The following is a 17,498-nucleotide window of genomic DNA, read 5'->3' on the forward strand; positions in this document are numbered from 1 at the left end:
GTCTGAAGAGCGGGATATCAGGGTAATCAATGGTATGGGGAACGTAGTCAGGCCAATTCTTAGGAATATCCATATAAAACGCTCACAGGTAAAATCTGCATGTAATTACTATAAAGATTAATCGCCGGGGACTAATCTGGATTGCTCCCAGGCTAATTCCTGCAACCTTCGTTGGAAGAGTTAGTATCATTCATGGACCCGCTGAATGCAAGTTTCAATCTTGAGGAAAGTGGCCGTTTTAGCTAGGGGAAAGTTCGGTGTAAGGAAGGACATAAACCTCTCCGGTCTCACTTTCAAGGCGGCGAGATCTGCCCTCTATGACGGCTTAATTATCCTAAAGGGAATCGACTTCGTCTCTTTCGGGAACCTTTTTCAGAATTAAAAGATCTCATACTGAAATCTACCACGCGTGTTTGTCAGCCCCTCATGATGTCCGATAATGTAATATTGGGACATCAGAGGGGCTACAACGTGCACGTCACAGTTTATTGGCTGGTCTTTTATGCTGTAGCACAGTGATTTATCTGAGTTGAAGCTTTCCCCTGAGTATAACCTAGCTGTGCTGCATCCTGGACTAGCCAAGGAATGGCACCCAACCAGAAACGGGAATTTGACACCAGAGCAGGTTACTCCAAGAAACAACAGGAAGGTCTGGTGGAGGTGCAGTCGAGGGCATGAATGGGATGCAAAGATACAAAGCAGGACACGTGGAACTGGTTGTCCCACTGATACAGGGAACGCAGGCAACGCAGAAAATAAAAAAAATCTTGCGCGCGATTGTTACTAGTAAATCTGGGTGGGAATCCCTCTCCCCGCACTTTGAATCATTTCTAGTTGTGTAAATGAATTTGGTCTCTTTCACCGCTACAAGGGCATGGTGGTCTTATGTCCTGTAGATCCGATTTGCGTTCTCCCAGTACAGTTTTTTGAGGACTTGGTGGGGTAAATCGAGGCCATTGATGAAAGTTCCTCCGATGTCTTTTGTATCTGCATCGGAGAAAGGCAGCGGGGTGTCCCGTTCGCTTGTCTCCCAGAGGACTCTCTGCGCTACGTATCTGCCAGAGTAATAGTTCCGGGCACTCCTTTCGGAGGTAAGGTCGGTCCCAAAGAGGACCCTTTCCGGGTATCTTATCATGAACTCCCGGGCCTTCTCCGTGTCCTTGCTCAGCTCTCTTGCCATCCATCTCGAGGATGCTGTGTCCACCACGAAATTAGGGTACTCATCCATCCACCGGGCCAACTCAGGCAAGCGATGTATCTCTGGTTGCGCGCCGAAATGGGGGATCTGGAATATCAAGCCAGGGTGCCGGGAGACAACCTCTTCCATCTGTCTCAGATGTTCCTCTTTGGTACCATACCTCTCCACATCCTGATATTTTGATGCGTAATAGGTGTCAGGGTCCCCCATGTGGATGATGAAGGGTATTCCGTCTTCCTCAAGGGCATGGAAGATGGGGGATAGTTTGGGGTGGTCGATCCTGAAATCCCTTGGGACACCCTCGCGATAGTCGCGCCATCGTGGGCCGAACCATACCTTGGCGACGGAGTAACCCTGCTCTCGCATATCTGATATCTCGTTAAGGACAGGCTCCACGTTGTATCGGGCTATATTGTTAAGGGAGAGGTACTTTGCATAGATGAACCTACGGGGATACAACTTCTTGGCAGCTTGGAATCCTTCCTCGTTGTGGACGATCCCGATCTGGGTTGAGACCCCGAATTCGTCTTCGAGTGCAATCATTGTGGTAATGTTGTCGATGGTCCCGATATGGGTGTGGGCGTCGAAGATAGGGCCGGTGTATCTCCATTTGTACGTCAATCTGCAACACGTTATGGGTTATATGGGCATTCAAAAACAGTTCCTTGCCAGGGTATCCGTGGTATAGACATCTCTCATCGATTAGGTTTCCAGGGGTTCGAATGGGATAATGGTTATAGAGAAAAATTACATGATCACACTATCAGTATTGGAAAATTAAAGTCATTCTGAAAGGAAAATATTCAAAGAAATTCCTTTCTACACCTGATGTTGTGAACAAGGTACATTTCATAACTAACAAGACCAAACGCGCGCTTAGCGAGTCTTTTATGCTGCAGCACCTTAATTTATCTGAGTTGAAGATTTCCGCAAATCATAACCTAGCTGTAAAAAACCCTGAGCTGACCAAGGAGTGGCACCCGACTATGAACGGGAATTTGACGCCATATCAGATTACTCCAGGAAGCCGCAGGAAGGTCTGGTGGATGTGCAGTCGAGAGCATGAATGGGAAGCTACTCTAGCTAACAGGACAAGTGGAACTGGTTGCCCATACTGCGCCAATGAGAAACGAGGCGGAATACTTAGGAAAGCAGTGTTGAAACGAAGTGGAAGCTTGGAAGACAAATATCCTGAATTGGCAGAGGAGTGGCACCCGACTATGAACGGGAATTTGACGCCATATCAGATTACTCCAGGAAGCCGCAGGAAGGTCTGGTGGATGTGCAGTCGAGAGCATGAATGGGAAGCTACTCTAGCAAGCAGAACTAGAGGAACTGGTTGTCCATATTGCAACAGGAAAAGCAGACGATGCAGAAACTAAAAATCCTTGCGCGAACTTCAGGAACATCAAGAGTTATTCCCTTTACTGTTGGAATGTACTTTGAATTTTATATCCTAAGCCTATTTTCAGCCCTGGTGTGCCCTACTTTTCTGGACGTTGGTTAAGGGTATACTCGGACATTAGAAGGCGCGCGCGAAGAATTCAGGGGACTAATTTTAAACCAACATATACTCTTCTCAATAACCTTAAAAACGATAAGAAAAAAGAGCCACTGCGAACGCGTTTGGGCTTTTACCATTTTACTATTTCTAGGAGATCGCGTGTGCTAATTTAGAGATTTGTTACAACAATAAATATTGAAATTCACTGCTCTCATTCTTTAGAGCCATGTTTTACCTCTCTCGAGAAAACAATGAATACCAGCAGAGACCCAAGAAGAATAGGTGGACAGATCAGCAGCAGGGTCCGATGAGAGAGAAAGGTGCTGCTGAACCCGGCTAGGAGAGACCCCAGAGCTGATCCGAGGTCGTACATGGACATAAATAGGACCAGGGAGAGTGGCCTATCCACGTCTAGGACGCTGTCTCCTACCAACGCCATTGAAGGCGCCATCCTCATCCCCCAGGACACCCCGAAAAGAGACATCACAACCACTAAGGGCCAGAAACTCTCCACGGTTCCCAACAATAAATACACCACCACCACCAAAGCAATGGCAAAGATGAAAGGCTTCCTTCGACCAATCCTATCAGAGAGCCTCCCCGCCGGTATCCGAAGCATTACATTGGTCACTCCCCTGAAAGTGAACAGGAGCGCAATCGCAGAGGGCGTGAAACCCAAGCTCCCCGCGGCATAGACCGGGTAGATTGTGGAGAAGATCCCTATAGAGAGAGAATACGCGATCCTTGCTACAGAGAGGGCGGCAAAGTTTTTCACCTTGAATATCCTTCTGATGCTCCCTTCCCCCATTCCCCTATATCCCCTCTTTTGCCTCTCTCCAGTCTGCTCCGGCTTGATTACCACGAGGAAAAGGAGGAGCGTCACTACAGGGATCACAGTCGCGAACAAAAACAGCTGACGTAGCCCGATTACCGTCGTCAGGAGGCTGCTGATGAGGGGACCCACGAACATCGCGGCCCCAATGGATGTGAAGAAGAGGCCCAAAACATCCCCTCTGGTACTAGCTGTGGAATGATCCAATACCAGCTCTATAACAACGGGGCTGAAGGCCGCCCAGGAGAACGCCCCCAGGGTGACAAGGGGATAGAACCAGACGGGGTCCCGGACGAAAGCGAAGAGACCTGTGGACACCAGCATTAGGATAAGGGTGAATAGCATCATCCGCCATCTCCCTAGTCTGTGTGACAAAGAGCTGGAAGGAACCCGCGTGAAAATGGAGACTACATCTGGAATTGCCATTAGCAACCCTATCTGGACTGGATTCGCTCCTACCCTTCCGAAATAGAGGGGGCGCAGATCCCTAGTCACGGAGGACCCCAGGAGAGACATAAATGAGAGGAAGACGAAGCTCAATAACACCCATGAGTATCTGCTCGACTTCATCCTGATGGGGGTCGATTCCAAGGTTTCTTAAATCTATCTGAATACGATCATCATGGTCTTTTGCATCAAACCTTTAATCTTTCATATGTCCCGATGAATCTTGGGTGTCATCTACAGCCTGTAATGTCTCTAATTACATATCATCAAATAATGATTAACTATGATATGCATACTATAGAAATCGCCAATATTTTCAATATGCTATGAAGGTTATTGCAGATACGTTCCATTGATCCAACTTAATTTTTTCAAAGGTCTGGATTAAGGCCTAAATCGAATTTTTAAGCTCTCTTAGGCCGAATCAGGGACGCTATCCTCGAAAGACCGCCACGAGACTTTTGCCATATGCCTCAACCCTGCACAAGGTGCGTGCTCTATATACTGTAATCCCCCTAAGCTTAGAATATCTAGTAACCATGCATTAGATGAGGAATAAAGGAGGAAACTACACTGCTAATCGATCTAAGAATCAAGGGAGAATCTGTTGTTGTCTTTGGTGGAGGCAAAATTGCGGAGAGAAAGGTTAGGCGACTCCTCGAGCATGGTGCTTGTATCAAGGTTATAAGCCAAGGATTTACAGATGATCTCCGTGACCTTGGGATAAACGATCAGATAGAACTCGTTGAGGTCGATCTTGAAGCTTCAAACGTTATATCCACAAATATATCTAGGGCTGCAATAGTCATCGCCGCTACGGATTCCCCGGAGATCAATAAGTTGGTCTCGCAATCAGCCAGAGAAAACAACGTCATAGTCAATGCTGTGGATAAGCCCAATCTGTGTGATTTCTATTTTCCTGCCGTCGCCCGTAGAGGGAGCATTAGGGTTGGGGTCTGCACTGATGGGCGAAGCCCTCTTATGTCTAAGCTGATCAAGGAACACATCCAGGTACATATCACGGAAAAGGATGTCTTAGGTGTCGATCTTCAAGACTACTCCCGGAATATTGCAAAAATGAAGATACCAGGCCAAGGTAACAGGCGCGATGCTTTATACAAAGTAGCCAAAGACCCCTATGTCCAGAGTTCCTTGGCCAAGGGAAATCTTCCGGAGGCTAAAGTTAGAGCTATGGAGGTTTTAGAAGCGTTTCAGGAGTCTGCTGGAACGCTCAGCGAATCAAAAGGAGAGTGATTGAATTAACATTTCCTACCGTTAGAATGCGTAGGCTACGGAGAACCGCTAAGATAAGGTCCATGGTTACGGAGACCTCTCTTTCACCAGAAGACCTAATATACCCCTTGATTGTGAAGGAATCCCTATCAAGCAAAGAGCCCATAGGTAAGATGCCCGGACAATATCAGCATCCTCTCCAGAATATTGTTGAGGAAGCTGAGACAGCGGTATCTCTAGGGGTACCGGCGGTCATTCTCTTTGGGATCCCTAAAAACAAGGATGAAATAGCTTCCCAGGCCTACGCAAAGGAGGGTATCATTCAGCTCGCCACAAGCGCAATAAAGTCTCGCCTTGGGGATGACCTCACGGTAATCACTGACGTTTGCCTCTGTGAGTATATGAGCCACGGCCACTGCGGTATCGTGGAGAATGAGGCTATAATTAACGACAAAAGTCTCCTACTGCTACGCGAGACCGCTGTAAGCCATGCTGAGGCCGGTGCTGACATGGTAGCCCCCTCTAGCATGATGGACGGTCAAGTTGGAGCCATAAGAGAGGCTCTGGATGCCTATGGCCACAGCAAAGTACCTATCATGGCCTACTCGGCTAAGATGGCCTCAAACTTTTATGCTCCTTTTAGGGAAGCAGCTGAGTCGGCTCCCAGCTTTGGGAACAGGGGCGCCTACCAGATGGACTTTTCTAACTCGGATGAGGCTCTACGGGAGGTTGAGCTCGATGTAGCCGAGGGAGCTGATATTATAATGGTGAAGCCGGCTCTTGCATATCTCGATGTCATCCTAAGGATCAAGGATGCATACAGAATGCCTATTGCCGCGTACAATGTGAGTGGTGAATATTCGATGGTTAAAGCTGCTGCTCAGAACGGCTGGATAAATGAGATTGCACTCACTCTGGAAATCCTCACCGCTATTAAGAGGGCTGGGGCCGATATGATCCTCACCTATTCGGCGAAAGAAGTTTCAAGGTGGCTTGCTAACGAATGATGTTGAAGGTGAGCACCCGAGGTAGCAGGCTCGCCCTCATTCAAGTGGAGATCGTGGCGACAGAGCTGCGGAGACACTTTCCATCCGCCACGTTGGAGGCCCAGATAGTCAAAACAGCGGGAGACCTCAACAGAGACAAGCCCATTATGGAATTGGGTCAGAAAGGGGTCTTTACGAAGGCAGTGGACGAACTCCTCTTTAAAGGCGAGGCTGATATTTCCATCCATAGCATGAAAGACCTCCCCCTAGAGCTTCCGCAGGGTCTCACTATCGCTGCGGTTCCTAAGCGGAATAGCCCCTATGAGGCCTTGATCTCAGTCGGGCACGGAGGTTTAGATAATCTTCCAACTGGAGCCATCGTAGGGACTAGCAGCCCTAGAAGGATGGCCCAGCTCAAATACCTCAGAGACGATTTAGATATCCGTCCCATTAGGGGCAACGTTGACACCAGAATCAACAAGCTTGAGGCGGGCCATTACGACGCCCTCATCCTCGCTGAGGCAGGCCTCCTCAGGTTGAATAGACAAGACACCATCAAGGAACGCCTCTCCCTCCAGGATTTTACGCCCCCGGCGGGTCAGGGGGCTCTTGCTATAGTCGTTCGAGAGGACGATCTGGAGACCATCCAGGTCCTAGAGGTCATTACACATTTCCCTTCTTGTGCAGCGGTCGAAGCCGAGAGATCATTCATGGAGACTATAGGAGGAGGTTGTAGTACCCCTATAGGAGTCATGGTACAGCTGGCAAGGGAGATGACGCTATATGCCTCAGTTCTTTCTCCCGACGGGAAAGAAAGATACCACTTCACTAAGTCAGGTGAAACATCCGATCCGAGGGCCTTTGGGAAAAGCGCTGCTCAAGAGGCCATGGCGCAAGGAGCTTCAAAGATAGTAGACAGGTGGAATTAGCACACGGTTAATAAAGTCTACATTGTCGGAGCAGGTCCGGGGGACCCTGAACTCATTACAGTCAAGGCTGCGCGCCTCATTAAGGACGCAGATGTAATCCTTTACGACCGCCTAATAAGCAATGATACCCTCAACCTTGCCAAAGACGTATGCGAACTTATCTACGTTGGGAAGCATCCTGGCGAGCCCAGTATCTCCCAGGAGAGGATCAACAAGATTCTGGTTGAAAAGGCCAAGGAGGGCGGGAGCGTCGTAAGGCTCAAGGGAGGAGACCCCTTCATCTTCGGCAGGGGAGGTGAGGAGGCCCAGTTCCTCAGCGGGGAGGGTATACCCTATGAGATCGTCCCCGGCATCACTTCAGCCATTTCCGTTCCTGCTTACGCAGGGATACCCCTCACCCAAAGACACATCTCCTCTAGCGTCGCGTTCATCACAGGCCATGAGGCTTCCACCAAGACAGAGGAGACTATTGATTGGGAGAAGATATCTCAATCCGTGGACACCCTCGTTGTAATGATGGGGGTCCGGAACCTGAGAGGCATCGTACAGAGACTCCTTAGCGGAGGTAAGGACCCAGAGACCCCTGTTGCCCTTATTGAAAAAGGGACAATGGCGGATCAACGGACCATCACAGGAACCCTCGGGACCATTGAGGCTAAGGCCAGGGCAGAGGACATCAAGGCACCTGCAATCACCATAATCGGCCGAGTTGTCGAGCTCAGAGAGGAGATCCGTTGGGTTGAAGACTGACCCTGAGCTCCCCCTCCGAGGGATGGTTGTGGCGATAACCAGACCTGTAGGGTATAACACGGCCATGGCCAACCTCGTGAAGAGTCTTGGAGGAGTCCCCCGCCTAGCCCCTACGGTAAAGATACGTCCTCCTGAGGACATTGGAAGGGTCGAAGAATTCATCCGAAAAGCCACACACGGAGACATAGACATACTCATCTTCATGAGTGTCAAAAGCGTCAGGAGCCTCTTCCAAGTAGCAGCTGACGCAAGGCTGAAGCACAATCTTCTGAAGGCGTTAGGTGATGTCATAGTTGTCGCCATAGGGAACAAAACACAGGACGCGCTCAGGCTTCACAGCGTTGAAGTTAAGATTGTCCCGCACGATCACAGCTCCAAGGGATTGCTGAATAGTCTCTCTGAAATAGACCTACAAGGATTGAATATTGGGATACCCCGCTCGAGTAATGCTGACGAGATTTTCCGGTGCGTCCTAGAAAAGAGAGGAGCTAAGGTGGACGAGGTTACAGCTTACATATCTGAAATACCCGACAGTGTAGGTCCCGCGCTCGACCTCATCAAATCCCTTGTAAGAAGGGAGGTTGACGCGGTGACCTTCACGAGTGCATCAACAGGGAAGAACCTATTCAAGATTGCCGAAGCCCATTCCTTAGATGATGAGTTGAGGGATGGTCTTTGCGATGCAATCGTCGCCACTATCGGGCCTGTTACAAGCAAGGCCTTTATTGAGTATGGAGTACATGTCGACGTGATCTCGAGTGAACATTCCACAGAGGCCCTTATCTTGGCCTTGACGAAGAAATTGGCTGAGAGAAAGGCAAATAACCTGTAGAAAGGGCACTGATACGCGATTATATGAAAATATAGATTATGATCCCGCAAATTAGGATTCTTTGAAACTTGTCTCTCTTGGTATAAATAATGCTTATTTTTTCCGCTGTCGTCTTGCGTCTTCACCTGGCGCTATGATCTCTTCCACGAGGTCGTTGAGACGGCTATAAATATGGCAGTTTTTTGAGTGGAAGATCAGCTCCCCTGTAGTGTAATCAGTGCCCGCTCTGTCGTTAAGCTCACTGACCAGGGCCTCATTGAACACCTGGATACCCGCAATGTTGGCTGGGAGCCCTGCATAGGCATCCCATGATCTAAAGTAGCAGGTAAGGTGCATCTTCCCATCAAGAAGCTCAGTGTCCATTACGGTGAGGCACGGCGGCTCATGCTTCTTGCCCTCCAGTGTCTTATGGATGTCCTGGGGCTGCCTGATCACCATAGTGAGCTGACGGTCCTGGGGCTCCTTGACATACCTCTCAATAACCTGTGTGATCTGGTCAACAGGCTCCCTGAGCCTACTCGCGTAGGTATAGGTCTCTCCCTCCTCCTTGACCCCTGCCCAGAGGTACTGGAGTGCATAAGAGTTGATATACTTCATATCACATGGGGCCTTCTCAGCAATGAGTGGTCTACTCTCCGGGTTGGTGATTCGGATACTTAGGTTGAGCTTTCTAGTCATCGTGATCTCAGAGCCATAGCCCACGTTGAAGTCGTCCCCGTTCATCCAGATTTTCTCCAGGGTCCGGTACCAAGCTCCGGGAATGTCAAAGGTTTTGACAGTTGCGTAATTCAATTTTCACACCCCACAATAATGCTGCTTTAAACTGTATATTGTTTGGAGTATTACATTATTACTATAACCTTCCACTCAAATGAAAAAATCCCTGTTAAAACACTAGCTTTAAGGTATTATCTCGCACCCGTTGTTGATCTCGGGATAATCGAAATAGTCGATATTTATAACTCCCTCTTCGATCAAAGCCTTCACTTTGGGAGTGATCCCCTCCAGCCCTCGAATCATTGATTTTGTGGTGTGACAAACCCGTTCAAATAGCTCCTCTCCCCAAAACTTGGTCATATTTACAAATAGGCATCTCCCACCGCAAACCCAGAGATAATTACACTCCGTGCAAGGGGACAACATATCAATAGAGTTTTTCAATGTCATAGGATTCCCTGTTTGAAGATTTGATACATGATTGAACTTTAGCTCCGGCGCAATGGGGCAGGCCTCGATTCGCCCATTGGTCATGATGGTGAAGCTTGTGGCTCCGGCACCGCAACGAATGTGTGGCGTAGGCTCTCCGGTAAGGAGGCTCTTTAGCAATGGTATGAATGGGACCATGCCAGGCACAACGCCTTCCTGTAGGGATTCATGAAAATGATCGATAAGCCTCATTATCCCCTCGTCGTATCCTTCAAGCCAATTTTCTACATGGGGCCTCTGCTCGAGGTCGGACCAGAATACGTCAAGCTGCCAATGGACGTGGTCGAAGTGTGGGTCAGATAACTGGAGAAGATGGATCACATCCCTGTATATATTACCATGGTCGGAAAACGCCATCCTTGCCACAAGGTCTCCCTCGAAGCCCCTAGATCTAACATCCCTGACGTTCCGGAGCACATCCTCATAGGTTCCAGCACCTCGGTTATAGTCAGTTACTTCCCTCCCCCCGTCTATTGAGATAAGGATAGAGTGGAGCCCATGGAGATTTTTGTCACTTATCTCTGTTAGAAGGGTACCGTTAGTTTGAAGTGTGAAAGCCTTCGCTGGAATGATATCCATGACCTCCTCCATCAACCCTAGGGCTAGGGTGGGCTCTCCGCCGTAGAACCCTATAACCGGCTCGGGATCTCCCAAAATGAAGGTCTTAAGCTCCTGAATGGAATATGATGGATCCAAAGGGAGCCCCTCGATGTGGCGCGTTCCCCCGCAATATGCGCAGCTGAGGTTACACTTCTCAGTGAGGATCAGGTGGTATTGCATGCAAAAATCAGACTCCTTGTGTCAGATAAAAACCTTATATGATCGCCAGCGGAAACTGATTTTATTTTAACCAATTAATTGTTGTCTGGAGTCTGTATTCTCAACGGAGACTTTAGCGATAATCCCGTCATTGTACCAAAGCTGCAGCGCTCGCCAAAATACCTAACAACTCCATACAAGATCAAACGGACAATGTTTATCTCAATCCTCATAGAGGTATGAATCCGTGAACCCCCTAATTGTGGACGCCCTTGCCTACGGCAAAGGAAAACGGCAAGCGACACGAGACGTAATCGGTGCGGGCTCACGGACCATTGCAGGCGTCCTAGAATCCATAGGAATAGAACCGACGGTCGCCCCCATTGAGCAAGTAAATAGACGAGAGTTCAACCTATCGACTTACAATCTGCTCCTGGTCACAGGAATGACCTCTGACCTTCCTACCGTCAGGCGAATAATAAGGCGATGGAAAAAAGAGTCAAAGGGACCCGCCCTCATCGGAGGACCTATTGCTTCGGATGTAGAAATCCTTCAAAGAGTTAAAGCGGACCTAGCGGTGACCGGGGAAGGCGAGCTCACATTGTTGGAGCTTCTAAGCCTAGGACTGAACGAAGGAACAATTCCTGCGGAGGGCGAGCTGTCCCTGGTCAAAGGGATAAGTTACAGGACGGATAACGGTACCCAGGTCAACCCTCTCAGACCAAGAATGAGCCGCATGGAATACGACAGCCTCACCCCATCGACACACACCATCACCAGCTACCCCCTCTTCCGCGCCGCTAGGGTCTATGTTGAGGTCCTTAGGGGATGTAGTAATTATCATCGAGCTCAGGGATCCCTCTCGGAAGAGACCTGTAACGCTTGTGATCTCTGCCGCTCCGGAGGGCTGGAGTCGAGATACGATTGTCCCCATAGCCTGCCTCCTGGGTGCGGATACTGCTCAGTGCCTAGCCTGTTTGGCCCTCCAAAAAGTCGCTCAGTCAAAAAGATCTATGAAGAGGTAGAAAATCTCCTTCGGGAGGGAGTCCGCAGAATAGTTTTAAGCGCCCCAGGTTTCCTTGATTATGGTCGGGATCTCCAGGTAGAGCCTGAACCATTAACAGATCCCAGGAGCCCAGAACCCAACTATGAGGCCCTAGAAAACTTGCTCTCAGGACTATCAGACTTGGCTCCCATAGCCGAAGGAGAGGCATCCCTGATGATCGAGAATCTCAAAGGAGACCTCGTTATGGAAAAGGCCGCAAAAATACTGGGCAAGTATTTATCCGGGACACCAGTCAATATCGGCTTCGAGACGGGCTCGGAAATACAAAGTAAAATCATTGGACGATCATCCACGCCGAGTGAGAACCTAGAAGCTGTTAGGAGGCTTGGAAAAGCAGGTCTTAAACCTTATGTCTATTTCATTCATGGTTTGCCCGGGCAGAATTACGAAACCGTCAAAGCGACTGTTAGGGCCATTGATGATAGCGTGGCTGCGGGGGCTTCGAGGATCATCCTCTACCGCTTCCAGCCGCTTCCCATGTCGACATACCAAGATCTGCCGCGGGCGCCCCCTTCTGCAAAGGATCCGCTCAGTGGCTTGGTTTATGATGCAGCACTTAGGGCCAATTCAGGGCTCAAGGAGAAACTGATCGGGACTCGTATCAAGGCAGTTATTGCTGAACCGTACTTGAAAGACAACCGGTTTCATGTCGCCTATCCTATGCTCCATGGACCCGTAGTGTTGGTTCAGCGGGCTCTAGGCATGGAAGGGGAGGTTGTTGATGTGGAGATTTCTGGTATGGTCACTGAAAGGATCGTGATAGGGACCCTTATAATTTAGGCCTCAGATGAAAGATGATTTTACAGCCGATTTTAAAAAACCTCGATACTTCCCTTATTTCTACATCTTTAAAGCGTACATTTATCCTACAATTAAGGATATAAACGCTGTCTGAAACCTTTTCAGCTGGCTCAATTATCGTGCGCGACCCTAGTAAAAGATATTGTAACCAGTGAACTGTTTTACTTCTCCTTAATTCTAATTATAACCTTCATCCATTATTAACAAGGGAGATTCAAAATGTGCCTAATTTTCTAAAATAAATGTCAATATATCAAGAATAAGCATCTTCAGAAACCCTCAAAGGTGGAAAACACGGTCGAGCAAAACCTTAGATCGTACGCGGAAAATGGAGTCCCAGTTATTGCTAGATATACCATGCTAATTAAGCAAATTCTTTTCTTCATTTGTCTCATTTTTCACGAGTGTGTTATTGTTTATTTTACACTCTTCAAACAAATAGTATTCAACCAATCAAAGCGTTTATCACATACGATATGTTTTAATCAGAGCCTGAAAGTTGTTATTTGCATCTGAGGGATTTCATGGACGAACAAGGAAACACTAACGATCCTGAACTAAAAAGTGGCCCAGACTACGAGTGTGTCCGCTGTGGCCGTCGGGTCAATTTCAAGGAGCTAGAAGAATACATATCGTTTCGATGTCCGTTCTGTGGATATCGCATATTTCGGAAGGTGCGGGCCCCCATCGTGAAGCACCTAAAAGCGAGATAGGACTGATCTACCGTGTCTAGGAAAGCGAAATCTGACGAAGAAAAGCGAGCAAACCTAATTCTAAAGTATAGGAATCTCAAAGTCAAGAAACGTGAACAAGAAGATCAGACAATAACTTACAATCTCAGCCGAGGCGAGGAGACATTTGTTATGCAGATTCTCATCAACCAGAAAACCATTGGAATAGCCTTCATTCGGGAGCTCCGAGACCTTGTCGTGGAGGCTGAAGCTACAAAGGGAATCATGGTGGGCGGTGGCAAATACACTTATTCGGCTAAGGCCAATGCGCCAAAGCTAAATGTGGAGTTGATACCTCCCTCCTTACCCACGTTCGATCTCTTTATGCATAAGTACGTCTCTAACGCCGAGCTCGTTACCGAGGAGGGCAAGAAGGCACTAATGGAAAAGTACCACTCCGAGCTATACAAATACCCACGGATAAAGTTTAGCGACCCCGTTGCAATAATACTTGGAGCCGAACCAGGAGACGTAATCCAGATAAATCTAGAAAGCCAGACCGCAGGCACTTCAGTATCCTATCGCTACGTCATATGATCGATAATATTAGCAGGACACTTCTTCAAGAATTAGTTCTGGATAAGCTTCTCGTACATTTTGTCTAAGGCCCAGCGTAAGCTGCTTTGGATCTCCCTAAGTCGCCTTTCGTCACCGAAATTCCTGATGGTGATACCTGTAATTCTATCGCTATCCGTTTCCACCTCGAACGATAGCACTTCCCCAAATGGGGTCTCTCCTCCTGCGGCCTTTGCTTCATCCGTTGCCTTCATGTTTCCCAGTACTCTCTCGAGAAAGAATGCCTGGAAGGGGGGAATCGAGATAGTGAACGCGAGGCTCTCCACGGGTTTGAACAAAATGATCTCATCGTCGATACGCATGTAACCCAGGGTCACACCATCCTTTGATTTTACAGATATTCCTTTGTCTTCACTATCTAGCTGGGTTTCAATCTTTGGTGGCACAGGATTTCGGAATCCCTGCCTAACAATGCTCCTGTCGATTTCTGCTATGGCTTTCCTCAGATCCCTAATTTCTCCTTCCAATTCCCGAATGTTATCATCTAAGTTTTGACGAATCTTCAGGAGTTTCCGCATCTCGTCTTCCCCGCTCACCATTACCACGTCTGCATCTTCCTGTGGATATTTCCTTTGATCTGATTAAAAACAATCGGATAACCCGCCTCAGCATCCTCTAGAGAGCTTTTATTACTCTATGAACTGAATTTACTTTTGACATGCTAGGCCAAGGCTTCGTGAAGAGATATTATGAGCTAAGTAGGGAGAAGCAGAGCTTCCTTTGCGTTGGGCTTGACCCTGTCACTTCTAAAATGAGAGATAAATACGTGATTCCCTCGAAGCTGATCGAATATCATGGGGTAATTGAAGGAACCAAAAAGTTTTGCCTCGACGTGATCAAAGCCGTCGCTCCCTATACCCCGATAATAAAGCCTAATGCCCAATTTATCCTCTACACATTTTCCTTCCAGGACCTCAGGGAGATCGTTGAGGCAATTCACGATGGGGGGTGTCTTGCCCTCTTAGATATCAAATTTTCTGACATTGGATCCACGAACTCTGCGGGCCTCCACTGGATAACCGATGCAGGGTTCGACGCGGTCACCTTCAATCCATTCCCGGGGTATGAAAACGGAAGCGACGCCATATATACCTGGGCTAGAGAGAGGGACAAGGGGATATTCAGCCTATGCCGGATGTCCAATCCTGGGGCCCACGATTACATGTCTCAGACAGTGGGCGGGGAGCCACTCTATCTAAAGCTTGCCCGTGACGCCGCGGCTCATGGGTGCAATGGATTTGTGGTTGGATGTACTGCATCCACTGAGCTAGGGGAAATCAGATCAATTATAGGGGAGGAGCGTTTGATCCTGTCCCCTGGGCTGGGGCCTCAGGGAGGCGATCCAAAGACAGCCCTCGAGTGCGGCTCCAACGGCAATGGGGATGGTCTTATAATATCTTCATCAAGGGCAATCAACTTTGCATATGAATCTTTTGCCTGGGATTGGGTGCGGTTTGCCGAGGCTGCTGGGGCCCAAGCCTTAAGAAAACGTGATGAACTAAATGAGATAAGGAGACAGTTGATCTGATAATTCCCGCTTTAAGACTATATTTTAATAGTGCGTTACATACACAAGACTGATTTCGCGGGTGTCACATTTGAGAGAAAGGCTGATCGAGATCCGCTTTCACGGCCGGGGAGGTCAAGGGGCTTGGACGGCATCTTTGCTTCTCGCCCAGGCCGGATTGATTGAGGGGAAATATGTTCAGAGCTTCCCCGCCTTTGGACCTGAGAGATCTGGGGCGCCGTTAACTGCTTTCACAAGGATTAGCGAAGATCCAATTCACCTACATTCTAGCATTTATGAGCCTGACGTCGTTGTGGTCCTAGATCCTACCCTTATGGGTCCTTCCGTTTTCGAGGGATTGACGCAAGATACCAAGATTGTTGTGAACACTGACAAATCTCAAGAAAAGATGAGAGCAGTCCTAGGGGTGCAGCAAGGGGAACTCTATGTTCTCGACGCTACTAGCCTCGCTTTAAAAATTCTCGGGCGACCTATAACCAACACCGCCATGCTTGGGGCAGTAGTGAGGACGACTGAGATAGTGGCACTTGACTCTATACTGTGGGCTGTAGGAAAACGATTCACGGGGCGAATCGGTGAACTCAACTTGAAGTTAATAAAAACCGCGTACGTGGAGGTTGGCAAAGAATAAGTTCCAAGAATCCCGGGGCAAGTAATCTCCCAAAAGGAGCAGTAATGACTAAATCTTCCCTAGAATATCCGACAGGAGACTGGGGTGTGGAAAATCCTGTGATTAATCTAGAGAGATGTACCCAGTGCACCCTTTGCCACTACTTTTGCCCAGAGGGGACAATAGCGATGAATGATGATGGAGATCCCATTGTCAACTATGATTTCTGTAAGGGCTGTGGTATCTGCGCTGAGGAATGTCCTGTCAAGTGCATTGAGATGGTGAGAAAATAATGAACACAAAACAAACTTTGATAGGCTTGAATGGTGACGAGTCGGCGGCATACGCAACAAAGCAGGTAAACCCCGACGTTGTCGCAGCGTACCCCATAACACCCCAGACGATAATCGTTGAGAGGTTCAGTGAGTACGTAGCCAACGGCGAGGTAGATACTGAGTTTGTCTCAGTAGAGTCGGAGCACAGCGCCCTCAGCTGCTGCGTAGGCGCCTCTGCCGCCGGGGGGAGAGCCTATACAGCAACCGCCGCGAACGGGTTGGCATTGATGTTGGAGATCACTCACATCGCGTCGGGCCTTAGGTTACCTATAATCATGGCAGTGGCTAACCGTAGCGTAGGGGGGCCCCTTAACATCCACAATGACCACAGCGACTCCATGGGCGCCAGGGATAGCGGCTGGATTCAGATCCACTGTGAGAACAGCCAGGAGGTCTATGACGCTAGCCTCACAGCGTGGAGGATAGCGGAGCACCCGGACGTGTTGCTCCCGGTGATGGTTTGCCTAGACGGTTTCACACTTAGCCACACCATGGAGAATGTCTACACGCTCCAAGACAAAGTCGCTAAAGACTTTGTAGGTGAACGTGAATTCATCACAGTGAAGGGGCACATGGGAGAGACAGAATTGAGACTCAATCCTGATGTCCCCCTTAGCTTCGGCCCCGTAGACCTCCAGGATTATTATTTCGAGCATAAGCTCCACCAGGTTGAGGCCATGAAGAACGCCCTCAATGTGATCCCAGAGATCGACACAGAGTATGCAAAAGTCTCTGGGAGGAGCTACAACCTGCTTCACCCCCATAATATGAAGGATGCTGAGGTTGCCCTTCTCGGTCTTGGCTCTACGATGGGGACCGTGAGGTATGTAGTTGACCGGCTTCGAGATGAGGGGGTAAAGGCCGGCCTCATTAGGATGAGGGTATTTAGGCCGTTCCCTACTGATGCAATAATTGAGGCCCTCGGAGACTTACCTGTGGTTGGAGTATTAGACAAGTCGTTGAGCCTTGGGGCTCCAGGAGGTCCCTTATATGAAGAGATGAAGGCAGCGCTCTACCATCTCTCTGAAAAACCCATAATCACCAACTACGTTCATGGCCTTGGAGGAAGGGACACAAATCCTCAATATATCCGGGGAATGTTTGAAAACCTCTTTGAGATTAAGGACACAGGAAAGGCACCTGAGGCAGTGAACTACGTAGGAGCGATACCTTAG

At 48.7% G+C, this 17,498-nt stretch carries 19 protein-coding genes; 14 read left to right on the forward strand and 5 right to left on the reverse strand.

Going from position 1 to position 17,498, the window contains the following annotated elements; all coding sequences use genetic code 11:
• Positions 1-220: 220 nt before the first annotated feature.
• Together QGG23_07270 and QGG23_07275 are read left to right on the forward strand one after the other, a co-directional pair.
• Positions 221-382, forward strand: a complete 162-nt coding sequence (locus QGG23_07270) for a hypothetical protein (protein MDP6049224.1) — start codon at positions 221-223, stop codon at positions 380-382.
• A gap of 177 nt (positions 383-559) precedes the next feature.
• The gene (locus QGG23_07275) at positions 560-787 is read left to right on the forward strand and encodes a zinc-ribbon domain-containing protein (GenBank protein MDP6049225.1); all 228 of its coding nucleotides are present in this window, start codon (positions 560-562) and stop codon (positions 785-787) included.
• 96 nt (positions 788-883) lie between these two features.
• On the opposite strand, the gene QGG23_07280 is transcribed toward QGG23_07275, so the two are convergent.
• Complete coding sequence (locus QGG23_07280) at positions 884-1,819, reverse strand: amidohydrolase family protein (GenBank protein ID MDP6049226.1); 936 nt, start codon at positions 1,817-1,819, stop codon at positions 884-886.
• A 296-nt stretch (positions 1,820-2,115) separates the two neighbouring features.
• On the opposite strand from QGG23_07280, the gene QGG23_07285 reads away from it, so the two are divergent.
• On the forward strand, positions 2,116-2,580 hold the full coding sequence (locus tag QGG23_07285; GenBank protein MDP6049227.1) for a zinc-ribbon domain-containing protein: 465 nt from the start codon (positions 2,116-2,118) through the stop codon (positions 2,578-2,580).
• A gap of 333 nt (positions 2,581-2,913) precedes the next feature.
• Here the strand turns inward: QGG23_07285 and QGG23_07290 are convergent, their stop codons facing one another.
• Positions 2,914-4,104 (reverse strand): MFS transporter, encoded by a 1,191-nt coding sequence (locus QGG23_07290; protein MDP6049228.1) that lies wholly within the window; start codon positions 4,102-4,104, stop codon positions 2,914-2,916.
• Positions 4,105-4,572: 468 nt separating this feature from the next.
• Between QGG23_07290 and QGG23_07295 the strand changes: the two genes are divergently transcribed.
• The 5 genes from QGG23_07295 to QGG23_07315 are packed head-to-tail and all read left to right on the forward strand — an operon-like array spanning position 4,573 to position 8,711.
• On the forward strand, positions 4,573-5,235 hold the full coding sequence (locus QGG23_07295; protein MDP6049229.1) for a bifunctional precorrin-2 dehydrogenase/sirohydrochlorin ferrochelatase: 663 nt from the start codon (positions 4,573-4,575) through the stop codon (positions 5,233-5,235).
• Positions 5,235-6,221, forward strand: coding sequence for a porphobilinogen synthase (gene hemB / locus QGG23_07300; protein MDP6049230.1), 987 nt, complete (start codon positions 5,235-5,237; stop codon positions 6,219-6,221). Before QGG23_07295 ends, hemB begins: the two co-directional genes overlap by 1 nt.
• A complete protein-coding gene (gene hemC, locus QGG23_07305) occupies positions 6,218-7,129 on the forward strand; it encodes a hydroxymethylbilane synthase (GenBank protein MDP6049231.1) in 912 nt (303 codons plus the stop codon). Before hemB ends, hemC begins: the two co-directional genes overlap by 4 nt.
• Before the next feature lie 21 nt (positions 7,130-7,150).
• Entirely contained in the window at positions 7,151-7,879 is a 729-nt protein-coding gene (gene cobA / locus QGG23_07310) for a uroporphyrinogen-III C-methyltransferase (GenBank protein ID MDP6049232.1), read from the forward strand.
• On the forward strand, positions 7,869-8,711 hold the full coding sequence (locus QGG23_07315; protein MDP6049233.1) for a uroporphyrinogen-III synthase: 843 nt from the start codon (positions 7,869-7,871) through the stop codon (positions 8,709-8,711). Before cobA ends, QGG23_07315 begins: the two co-directional genes overlap by 11 nt.
• Before the next feature lie 93 nt (positions 8,712-8,804).
• Here the strand turns inward: QGG23_07315 and QGG23_07320 are convergent, their stop codons facing one another.
• Both QGG23_07320 and QGG23_07325 read right to left on the reverse strand, forming a co-directional pair.
• Positions 8,805-9,503 (reverse strand): thymidylate synthase, encoded by a 699-nt coding sequence (locus QGG23_07320; GenBank protein ID MDP6049234.1) that lies wholly within the window; start codon positions 9,501-9,503, stop codon positions 8,805-8,807.
• Positions 9,504-9,611: 108 nt separating this feature from the next.
• Positions 9,612-10,697 carry a TIGR04084 family radical SAM/SPASM domain-containing protein gene (locus tag QGG23_07325; GenBank protein MDP6049235.1) on the reverse strand — a complete coding sequence of 362 codons (1,086 nt, stop codon included), beginning with the start codon at positions 10,695-10,697 and terminating at the stop codon, positions 9,612-9,614.
• Positions 10,698-10,923: 226 nt separating this feature from the next.
• Here QGG23_07325 and QGG23_07330 point away from each other — a divergent pair, with 226 nt between their 5' ends.
• Entirely contained in the window at positions 10,924-12,522 is a 1,599-nt protein-coding gene (locus QGG23_07330; GenBank protein MDP6049236.1) for a radical SAM protein, read from the forward strand.
• 1,076 nt (positions 12,523-13,598) lie between these two features.
• The gene (locus QGG23_07335) at positions 13,599-13,811 is read left to right on the forward strand and encodes a DNA-directed RNA polymerase subunit H (GenBank protein MDP6049237.1); all 213 of its coding nucleotides are present in this window, start codon (positions 13,599-13,601) and stop codon (positions 13,809-13,811) included.
• Positions 13,812-13,843: 32 nt separating this feature from the next.
• Here QGG23_07335 and QGG23_07340 read toward each other — a convergent pair whose 3' ends face one another.
• Complete coding sequence (locus tag QGG23_07340) at positions 13,844-14,395, reverse strand: hypothetical protein (protein ID MDP6049238.1); 552 nt, start codon at positions 14,393-14,395, stop codon at positions 13,844-13,846.
• Positions 14,396-14,508: 113 nt separating this feature from the next.
• Here QGG23_07340 and pyrF point away from each other — a divergent pair, with 113 nt between their 5' ends.
• From pyrF to porA, 4 genes are all read left to right on the forward strand, one after another.
• Positions 14,509-15,378, forward strand: a complete 870-nt coding sequence (gene pyrF / locus QGG23_07345) for an orotidine-5'-phosphate decarboxylase (GenBank protein ID MDP6049239.1) — start codon at positions 14,509-14,511, stop codon at positions 15,376-15,378.
• 82 nt (positions 15,379-15,460) lie between these two features.
• Positions 15,461-16,009, forward strand: a complete 549-nt coding sequence (locus QGG23_07350) for a 2-oxoacid:acceptor oxidoreductase family protein (protein ID MDP6049240.1) — start codon at positions 15,461-15,463, stop codon at positions 16,007-16,009.
• 44 nt (positions 16,010-16,053) lie between these two features.
• Entirely contained in the window at positions 16,054-16,281 is a 228-nt protein-coding gene (locus QGG23_07355; GenBank protein MDP6049241.1) for a 4Fe-4S binding protein, read from the forward strand.
• Positions 16,281-17,498 carry a pyruvate ferredoxin oxidoreductase gene (porA, locus tag QGG23_07360; GenBank protein ID MDP6049242.1) on the forward strand — a complete coding sequence of 406 codons (1,218 nt, stop codon included), beginning with the start codon at positions 16,281-16,283 and terminating at the stop codon, positions 17,496-17,498. Before QGG23_07355 ends, porA begins: the two co-directional genes overlap by 1 nt.

The organism is Candidatus Bathyarchaeota archaeon (assembly GCA_030739585.1).
In the GTDB taxonomy this organism is placed as follows: Archaea; Thermoproteota; Bathyarchaeia; order TCS64; family TCS64.